We start from the raw sequence: 8,500 nt of genomic DNA, 5'->3' as shown, positions 1-8,500 counted from the left end.
CTGTGAACACTGACAACCAAGGCCATCGCGTACACACATTTTGGCCGCTAACCCCCGAATTTAGTGCCTTTGTAGGACCAAAAGAGACACTCAGGTCTTCGCACCTGACAGCGTATTTGCTCATAGCTTGTCCTGGATCCGCGCAGACAGCTACTTGGCTGATTTCCAAGCCGTGAGGAACGCATTTTTCCAGTCGGCGTCGCCATCCCATGGCACTGTGGTGACATTCGATGATGTGATCAGCTTTATCGGCACGGTCCGCTGCCGGTCTGCTTCGTCCAGTGCATCGCCAAGTAGCCGGTTCAGCTGGTCCACCGCGGTGTAGCCCATCCATTCGATCGAATATCCGACGGAGCCTATAACAGGCTTGTTTCCTGATTTCAGGTCGTTAAGGGAGGAGGGGTCCCCGTTGTGGGAAACGATTTTGATGTCGAGGTTCGACGAGCGTTCGATGACCGGAGTGATGGCGGTAACGACAGGATCAAAGGACGCCCATACTGCGTTTGCGCTGGGGTTAGCAGTTAGCACCGCTTGGAATTCCTGCGGCACGGTCGTTTGCAGCCCTGCCAGCTGGAAGTCCATCTCCTTAATGATGTCGCATGAGGGGCAGAACTCCTTAAGCCCCTCTGTGAAGCCCTTGTGCCAGCCGACGACGGCGGGAAGCTGCGGATCCTTGACGGTGATAACTTGGCCTAGACCTGCCGTTTCAACCGTCAGCAGCGCAGAGTTCATCCGGCCGGCCAACGCATAGTCCGTGATTGTCTGAGCGTCCGCGAAATCCTTGGAGCTGGGCTCCAGGGTGCTGACAACTTTGATTCCTGCGGCGCGGGCAAGTGCGATGTCGTCCTTTACGAGGATTTCCGGGATAGCTCCCAGTACTATTCCGTTCACCTTGAGCTGCATGGCGGTACGAATGGCCTGGCGCATCTTTTCTGGGTCTCCAGCCGGGTCGATCATGCGCGTGTTCCAGCCCAGCGCCTTGCCAGCTTCCTGAGTTGAATCAGCCAGCCTCTTACACCCTTCTGCAGCGTATGTGCAGGGGATGACGACGATGGAGACGTCTTTAGCGATCGCCGGCGATTCCGTGGGCAGCGTCGTTCCCTTCACGTCCGCTTTCGATTGTTCAACAAAGTCCTGGGCCCGGGACAAAGCCTCCTGCCCCGCACTATCCAGGCCTTGGGCGGTTTCCGTGGTGGAGGACGCCCCGCAGGCGGGCAGGGAGAAGATCAAAGCGGTGGCAGCCCCCAGCGTCATTGCGGAGGTCCTCAATCTGGTCATGAACATGGTCGTTCCTTAGACGTTGGTAAAGCGACGTGAGCAGTCCGCGGCGTTGCGACTGCGTGTTTTGGAGGTTTACAGAATCGCGCCGGGCATGGCGTGGCACATCGGCGGGCAGGCCCGCTTCGAGCTTCCTGGCTGCACGGCGAGGGAGGGTGCGCGGGGTCCCATGTCATTTTGTAGGTGCTGTTTTCGCAACTATGGCAGGGACACGGCTGGGGCAATGAAAGTGCTGCATCCGTGGCGGAGGAGCAGCCGTCGAAGAGATGCCCGGTACGGCAACCAGTTGCGGCGAACTGAAGGGGTAGTTGCAGCTGGTTGCCGGGTCTCAGCCGGGTTCTAATGCCCGGGCAATACGACGTAGTTGCTGAAACCTCCGCGCCTCTCTCCGACTGCGCTCAGTGCCTCATTGACTTCAGCGAGGGGGAAAGTGATCTGCTCAAAAACGGAGAGGTCAAGTGTTCCGGCGGCGGCCATCTCTGCCATGTCCTGGCCGTCTGCGACACTGAACCAGTTCGATCCGATCACACTGATCTGGAAGCACATGAGCTTGAACATGTTTAGGGGCAAAGGCTCTGACATTCCTCCGATGTCTACCATGCGTCCTCCTCGACGCAGCGCATCGATGCCTGACAAGGTAATCTCGTGCGGCGCTCCTGGGCCAACCGCGTCGACGAATACGTCTGCGCCGAGCCCGTTCGTGTGTTCCCGCACCCACTCTGGTACCGGCTGGTCGCCGTGAGAGAGAACGTGTATGCGCTTGGGATCGACGAGGCGGACCCGCTCAAGGAGCTCACGGTCACGGGCCATTGCGAAGACCTTTGTAGCTCCCATCGCCAGGGCATTCAGGACGGCACCAAGACCCAATGTGCCGGTGCCACCGTTGATCAGGACAGAAGTGCCGGCCCGCACGTCTGCCTTGCGCAGGGCCGCGTAGGACGTTCCAAGGTAGCCGAACCGACAAGCCTGTTCGAAGCTAATGGATTCCGGCAGGATCACCAGGGCATCCGCTGGTGCCTTCGTAAATTCACAAAAGCCCCCGTGCGGGTAATCCTTGTAGATCTCACGAGATCCTTCGCCGAAACCGAAGTAGCCCTGAAAGGTGAAGGCCGGATCATTCAAGCCGTCGCCGCGGCGGGACGCAAGCGAATCCACGGCATACCGGCCAGGGTTAATGTAAACCCGGTCGCCAATGCGAACGTTGCGGACCTGGGACCCGACTTGGCTGACCACCCCTGCCGCGTCAAGCCCAAAGATCGCGGGCAGGGCGGGCAGGGGAAGGTAAGGGAACCAGTCAGGCCAGTGGGTTACGACGTTCTTGAGGTTTGGGATGACGTTACAGGCCTTGACCTCCACTATCACGTCCCGCTCGCCAGGCTGGGGGACCGGAACCTCTTCGACTTTGAAGGGCTTGCCCACTTCGTGCAGGCGAGCAGCTTGCATCATTTTCATCTTCTTCTCCTTATTCAGGGCCTCTTGCCGGCGCGCTTCTTTGCGATGGATGCCTGCAATGAGGACAACGGGATTTACTGGTCAGGAATCGGACTGATCCCAGGCTGTGATGGGAGGACGGGCGTCCGGGCTGCATCGAACCTCAATGAGCCACGTCTTACCACTGCTGATCGCTTTTTCCAGGACTCCGGTGATGTCGGCCGGGTCCTCGATGCACGCGGCTTCGGCGCCGCAGGCCCTGGCCACAGCGGCATGGTCGACGTAGGCGAAGTCTGTGGCCGTGGTGTGGGCTCCAAACTGCACGAGTTCCACATGCTTTTGGAATCCGAGGATACCGTTATCGATGAGGACGACGACGACGGGGATCTCCTCTCGCACGGCTGTTTCGAGCTCCGACCAGACGTGGCCGAATCCTCCATCGCCGACGAGGGAAACAACTACTGAATCCGGGCTTGCAAGCTTCGCGCCGATGGCCAGCGGAACACCCCAACCCAGGCCAGCGAGACCTCGTGGCGTCAGGAAACGCTGTCCGGGGCGGCGGGACCGCATGTAGTTGCCTACCCAGATTGACGAGTAGCTCGCGTCGGCAGTGACGATTGCATCCTGTTCTGCAAGAGTCGCATCGATCTCAGCGGCCAGGCGCTCGGGTCGGATGGGCACGGCGTTGCTGGCCAACAACTCGCCAACGTCATCTGCGTGGCGGGCCCGGGAGGCTGCGAGCATCTGCTCGATGGCTGGCCGTGAGCTGCGGCGAAAGCTCAGATCCTGGCCCTGAAGAGCTTCGCGCAGCGCCTGAAGATTCTCCCGCGCGTCACCAGGCAGGCGAACATCGGGTTCGTAGTTGCGCCCCATCTCAAGGCTGTCAACATCCATATGGATGAATGTGGCGTCCTCGGCGAAATTCTTCCACGCATCTGTGCCGTTTTCATTGGTACGGGAACCGACAAACACGATAACGTCGGCGTCCTTCACCAAGTCCCGCAGATGATGGGCCGCGCTGGTCTTCCCCATGTAATTCGACACGATGCCGACGGAGAGCGGATGCAGCTCATCGACAGATCCTTTGCCCATCGTGGTCGTGCCTACGGGTAGCGCGGCCTCATCCTGGATCGCTGCAACAACACCGGCGGCGCCGGATGCATGCACGCCGCCACCAGCGATCATGATCGGGTTTCGGGCTTCAGCGATGAGGCGGGCCGCTTCCTGAATCCGGTGTTCCTCGGCACGGGTACGGTCCAACGGGAAATAGCCGAGATTAGCCTTCCGAGGGCTCTTCGGTGCGGTATACGGCTGGTTCAGGACATCACGCGGCAGCAACAGCACTGCGGGACCGGGCCGGCCTGAGCAGGCAGCGGTGATCGCCATGTCTAGGTAGTCATCAACGCGGGACGGATCATCAAGCCGACGGATCCATTTAGCGCACGAGCTGAAAAGGGCGAAGTGGTCGTATTCCTGGAAGGCATTTTTATCGCGATTGGACATCGGTACTTCCTGCACCAGCGCCAGAATCGGGATCGAGGCCTTAGTGGCCTCGGCCATGGGTGCCACGAGAAGAGTGGCTGCCGGCCCATTCTGCGCCGCAACGACGCCAATCCGTCCACTGATGCGGGCATACGCATCAGCCATAACGCCAGCGGCGTTCTCCGTACGGTAGGCAACTTGGCGAATGTCCTGCTCCGGCGTCGCCAGGAACAAGGCTGACGGCAGGCTTTGCCCGAAGATGTCCTGTACGCCGTGACGCTTAAGCCCCGCGGCCAGGGCTTGGGCGATTGTTTGCTGAGTCATGATCCTCCCTTGGATCCACACGATTTGTGCTTCCCAGCCATCCTGTCCCTGGCCCGACCCAGCGTCTAATACACAAAACCCTGCGCCGATAACCACCGGCTATCACGGGCATGGTCCTCTGCTTTGGGTCTGATGCGATAAGCAGCGGTTATGTGCTGGCACCAAGGGCTATTGGACCGGGCCCCGCTGCGGAAGCCAGAATCGGGAGGCCGACTGGTGGTCGGCGGCTGCCCGGGCTTCCCCGCCGGAGACCCGCCAACATTTTCCAGTCGAAGACAACAATCATTGGAATGGAAGCGGGAGAACATGTCGACCAACGTGCAAAGTATCGACGCGAGGAGCGGGGTACGCCGCGCCGTTGCCCAGAACTCCACAGCCGAAGAGATCGCCGAAATCTGCATTGCAGCTTCGGCCGCATCTGCTCGGCTCGCCGCGGCGGACAGGGCTGAACGGTCAGCCATGTTGCGGGCCATGGCCGACCGACTCGAAACTGATCGCGAAGACATCATCTCTGCGGCCGACCGCGAGACGGCGTTAGGCGTGTCTCGGCTAAACGGCGAGCTGACTCGGACTACGTTTCAACTGCGGCTCTTCGCGGACGTCTTGGAAGAGGGCAGCTACCTGGAGGCAACGATCGACACGGCGGAAGCCACGGCGATGGGCCCACGTCCGGACCTGAGGAGGATGCTTGTTCCGCTTGGCGCCGTCGCAGTCTTCGGTTCCTCGAATTTTCCGCTCGCATTCTCAGTTCCCGGAGGTGACACGGCCTCCGCCCTGGCCGCGGGCAACGCCGTGGTCCTCAAGGTGCACAGTTCGCACCCGGAAACCTCGCAGCTGTGCGCCAAAGCCCTCCGACAAGGGGCGCTTGATAGCGGCTTCCCCGCTGATGTCGTCGGTCTGGTCTTCGGACGCGACGCAACCCGTCATCTCGTCACGGACCCCCGGATCAAGGCCGTTGGTTTTACCGGCTCCCTAACCGGCGGCCAGGCAATCCTTGAATACATCGATGAACGTGAAGACCCGATCCCGTTTTACGGGGAACTTTCCAGCCTTAACCCCTTCATCGTGACAGAAGCCGCGGCACGCAGCCGGGCATCCGAGATCGGCCGCGGACTGGCCGAATCGATGACCATGGGGGGCGGCCAATTCTGCACCAAACCGGGCCTGGCTTTCGTCCCCCTGGGCCCTGGCGGTGACGCACTCATGCAGGCCCTTCGACTTGCCGTGGCCAGCACACCGTCCTTCACGCTCCTCAATGAACGGATAACGCGGGACTACGAGGCCGGAGTCCAAGCTTTGAAGACTGGTGGCATCGCGTCTCTGGTCGGGGAAGGGCCAGACTCCCCCGGGGGTGCCGTGCCGGCGATGGTCTTTGAGGTTGGAACGGACGCCGTTCCCGATATCGCGCAGGAGTGCTTTGGTCCGGTAACGATCGTTGTCAGGTATAACAGCATTGATGACCTGGAACGCGTCCTCCAGTCGCTGACTGGCTCCTTGACGGCTTCCATCCACCACGCTGATGGTGAAGACGCTTCTGTCCTGCGCCTTATTGAAGCAGTCCGCGAAGGCGTGGGACGCCTCGTTTTCAACAGTTACCCCACCGGAGTGGCCGTTTCATGGGCCCAGACGCACGGTGGACCGTGGCCTTCGACGAACACCCTGCACACTTCCGTTGGTGCCACCTCCATCCGTCGGTTCCTCCGGCCGATGACCTGGCAGTCTGCAGCAGATGTATTCCTCCCTGCCGAGCTGAGGGACGCATATACCAATATCCCCCGCAGGATAAATGGCCAGCTTCTTAGCTTGGAACAGGCCCGAATCTGATAGTCGGGACGTGAATAGATCCACACAGGGCAGACTAGCTGCATCTGGCGGGGCCGGAAATAACCGCCCCGCCGGAGCCACAAATGGTTGACATACTCATCGGGCAAGGTGGCATCACTGCCCGCCCCAATCGAGGGGCCATTGGTATGCTTGCAAAGCCCTCCTGCCCGTGTATCGAGAGACAGTGAATGACTGCATCCTTCGATGTGAGCCTCAAACGCCTGCACTATTTCCACGTGCTGGCGGAGGAACTGAACTTCCGGCGGGCGGCTGAACGGCTCCATATCGCTCAGCCTGGACTTAGTTCCCAGATCAAAGTCCTGGAAAAGGAACTCGGGGTCACGCTGTTCGAACGCAGCTCGAGCGGCGTCACTCTGACGCGTCCGGGCCGTATGCTTCTCGCAGAGGGCGTCCCGCTCCTCAAGGAAGTCGACCGGGTGGTGGGACGGGTTCGTGCCGAAGCTGATGAACGACCAGGCCGTTTGCGAATCATGCTCACAAGGTCCCTCGTCGGCGATCTGCCGGACTGGCTGGTTCGTGACTTTCGGCGCCGCCACCCGGCGGCCGACATCCTCACGGAAACTGCGTGGACGATGCAAAACCTGAAGATGCTGCGCGCCCGAGAGGCCGACGTGGCTTTCGTCCGGCTGCCGCTGAACGAAGCCGACGATATTCAGATGATGCCCCTGGGCAGGACCGAACTTCTGGTCGCCGTTCCAGAGCACCACGAGCTCGCCTCGAAACCTACGCTGTCACGGGAGGACTTAAGGGACGTGCAGATCGTCTCTTGGCCGCGCAACCAGGCCCCAGGATATTTCGATTCCGTGCATGGGGCAGTCTGGGGGGTCCTCCCACCGGACAGATACGTGTTCGAACCGGACCCTGAGCGCGTCCTCATGGCCGTGGCTGAAGGCCTTGGTGTCTGTGTGATCGATGCAGGACGCGCCCAAGCACTCCAACCCGCAGGTGTCGTGCTGCGGAGGCTCAGCGACCCGTTACATGGAAACTACGGAGTGGCATGGAACGCCCGGCAGTCATTTCCCCTGCTGGAGGACTTCCTCGCGTCATGCCAGGATTCCGCCGAAAAAGGTGGCGATCACTAACGGTGATCGGCTGACTCACCTAGCTATTGGACGCCTCGTATGGCTAAGCGGTTTGGTTAAGAAACAACCAAACCGGAGGACAATACAATGCGAACTCTAGTCATGGGTGGCACCCGCTTCCTGGGCATCGAAACCGTGGAGGCATTACTGGCACGCGGACACGACGTGACCGTTTTTCACCGCGGGAGCCGGAGCATCGAGTGGAGCCGCCCCGTTACTCAAGTTCTTGGGGACAGGGACCATATTGAGGGTCTGAGCAAGCTGCGCGACCACAACTTTGACGCTGTCGTCGATCTTTCCGCGTACTCCGCCTTGCAAACGGAGCTCCTTCTGGAGGCGCTTCCCGACGTTAAACGCTGGGTGCACGCATCAACACTGAACGTCTACAGCCCAACCGATCTCCTGCCCTGGACCGAACAAACGCCGGAGGGCCCTTATCCACTGTGGGGCAGGTACGCTGTCGAAAAGATCGGCTGCGAGCATGCTCTGCGTCGGCAGCGCGAGGGCATGGAAACTGTGGCACTGCGATTTCCTCTCGTCCTTGGTCCCGGAAACTATCTGGCCCGAGAGGAATTCGTGCTCAACCGTCTCCTCGACGGGGCGGAGATCCTCATTCCAGGGGACGGCCAGGCTGTTCACCAGTACGTGTGGATCGGTCACGCAGCCGCGGCGCTGGCCAAGGCGACCGAACTGCCCGTTTTAGGGTACGCGGCGTACAACATTGCATCCCGGCGATGCCTTACCTCGCTTGAGGGCTTCGTCCGTATTTGCGCAGACGTGTCCGGAACCACACCCGCTATGCGCTTCGTCGGGGGAGGCCCGACCGGGGAGAATCTTCCGGTTTTCAACGGAGTGGACTGCGTATTCCCGTTCAGCAACGAGAACACGATCGGAGATACCGAAGCCGCAGAACGGGCAGGTTTGCTCTCGCCGTTCAAGCCGCTGAGCGAAATGATCGATGAGGCCCTGAAGTACCTTGTCGCTCACCCGGAACGGCGGGAATGGCATCGTACGGACGCCGAGTCCAGGGTCCTCTCATCGTTGGTGGCGAGCTAATA

At 60.6% G+C, this 8,500-nt stretch carries 6 protein-coding genes; 3 read left to right on the top strand and 3 right to left on the bottom strand.

What is annotated here, in order from left to right:
* Window positions 1-150: 150 nt before the first annotated feature.
* The 3 genes from QRN11_RS14520 to QRN11_RS14510 form a co-directional block, all read right to left on the bottom strand.
* Complete coding sequence (locus tag QRN11_RS14520; RefSeq protein WP_285313324.1) at window positions 151-1,284, bottom strand: sugar ABC transporter substrate-binding protein; 1,134 nt, start codon at window positions 1,282-1,284, stop codon at window positions 151-153.
* A gap of 333 nt (window positions 1,285-1,617) precedes the next feature.
* Window positions 1,618-2,697: an alcohol dehydrogenase catalytic domain-containing protein gene (locus tag QRN11_RS14515; RefSeq protein ID WP_285313323.1), complete on the bottom strand. Its 1,080-nt coding sequence runs from the start codon at window positions 2,695-2,697 to the stop codon at window positions 1,618-1,620.
* Between the two features lie 114 nt (window positions 2,698-2,811).
* Window positions 2,812-4,515 carry an acetolactate synthase catalytic subunit gene (locus QRN11_RS14510; RefSeq protein WP_285313322.1) on the bottom strand — a complete coding sequence of 568 codons (1,704 nt, stop codon included), beginning with the start codon at window positions 4,513-4,515 and terminating at the stop codon, window positions 2,812-2,814.
* A gap of 306 nt (window positions 4,516-4,821) precedes the next feature.
* On the opposite strand from QRN11_RS14510, the gene QRN11_RS14505 reads away from it, so the two are divergent.
* From QRN11_RS14505 to QRN11_RS14495, 3 genes are all read left to right on the top strand, one after another.
* Complete coding sequence (locus tag QRN11_RS14505; protein WP_285313321.1) at window positions 4,822-6,339, top strand: aldehyde dehydrogenase (NADP(+)); 1,518 nt, start codon at window positions 4,822-4,824, stop codon at window positions 6,337-6,339.
* Window positions 6,340-6,527: 188 nt separating this feature from the next.
* Complete coding sequence (locus QRN11_RS14500; protein ID WP_285313320.1) at window positions 6,528-7,442, top strand: LysR family transcriptional regulator; 915 nt, start codon at window positions 6,528-6,530, stop codon at window positions 7,440-7,442.
* Between the two features lie 102 nt (window positions 7,443-7,544).
* On the top strand, window positions 7,545-8,498 hold the full coding sequence (locus QRN11_RS14495) for an NAD-dependent epimerase/dehydratase family protein (protein ID WP_285313319.1): 954 nt from the start codon (window positions 7,545-7,547) through the stop codon (window positions 8,496-8,498).
* Window positions 8,499-8,500 lie beyond the last annotated feature (2 nt).

It is taken from the genome of Pseudarthrobacter sp. fls2-241-R2A-168 (genome assembly GCF_030209335.1).
In the GTDB taxonomy this organism is placed as follows: domain Bacteria; phylum Actinomycetota; class Actinomycetes; order Actinomycetales; family Micrococcaceae; genus Arthrobacter.
The sequence above is the reverse complement of the archived record's forward strand: the minus strand, read 5'-3'. Positions and strand labels throughout refer to the sequence as shown.

What these genes read in the sequence shown, in the direction of transcription:
- QRN11_RS14520 (WP_285313324.1), bottom strand. Translation starts at nt 1,284, where the DNA reads ATGTTCATGACCAGATTGAGGACCTCCGCAATGACGCTGGGGGCTGCC.
- QRN11_RS14510 (WP_285313322.1), bottom strand. Translation starts at nt 4,515, where the DNA reads ATGACTCAGCAAACAATCGCCCAAGCCCTGGCCGCGGGGCTTAAGCGT.
- QRN11_RS14505 (WP_285313321.1), top strand. Translation starts at nt 4,822, where the DNA reads ATGTCGACCAACGTGCAAAGTATCGACGCGAGGAGCGGGGTACGCCGC.
- QRN11_RS14500 (WP_285313320.1), top strand. Translation starts at nt 6,528, where the DNA reads ATGACTGCATCCTTCGATGTGAGCCTCAAACGCCTGCACTATTTCCAC.
- QRN11_RS14495 (WP_285313319.1), top strand. Translation starts at nt 7,545, where the DNA reads ATGGGTGGCACCCGCTTCCTGGGCATCGAAACCGTGGAGGCATTACTG.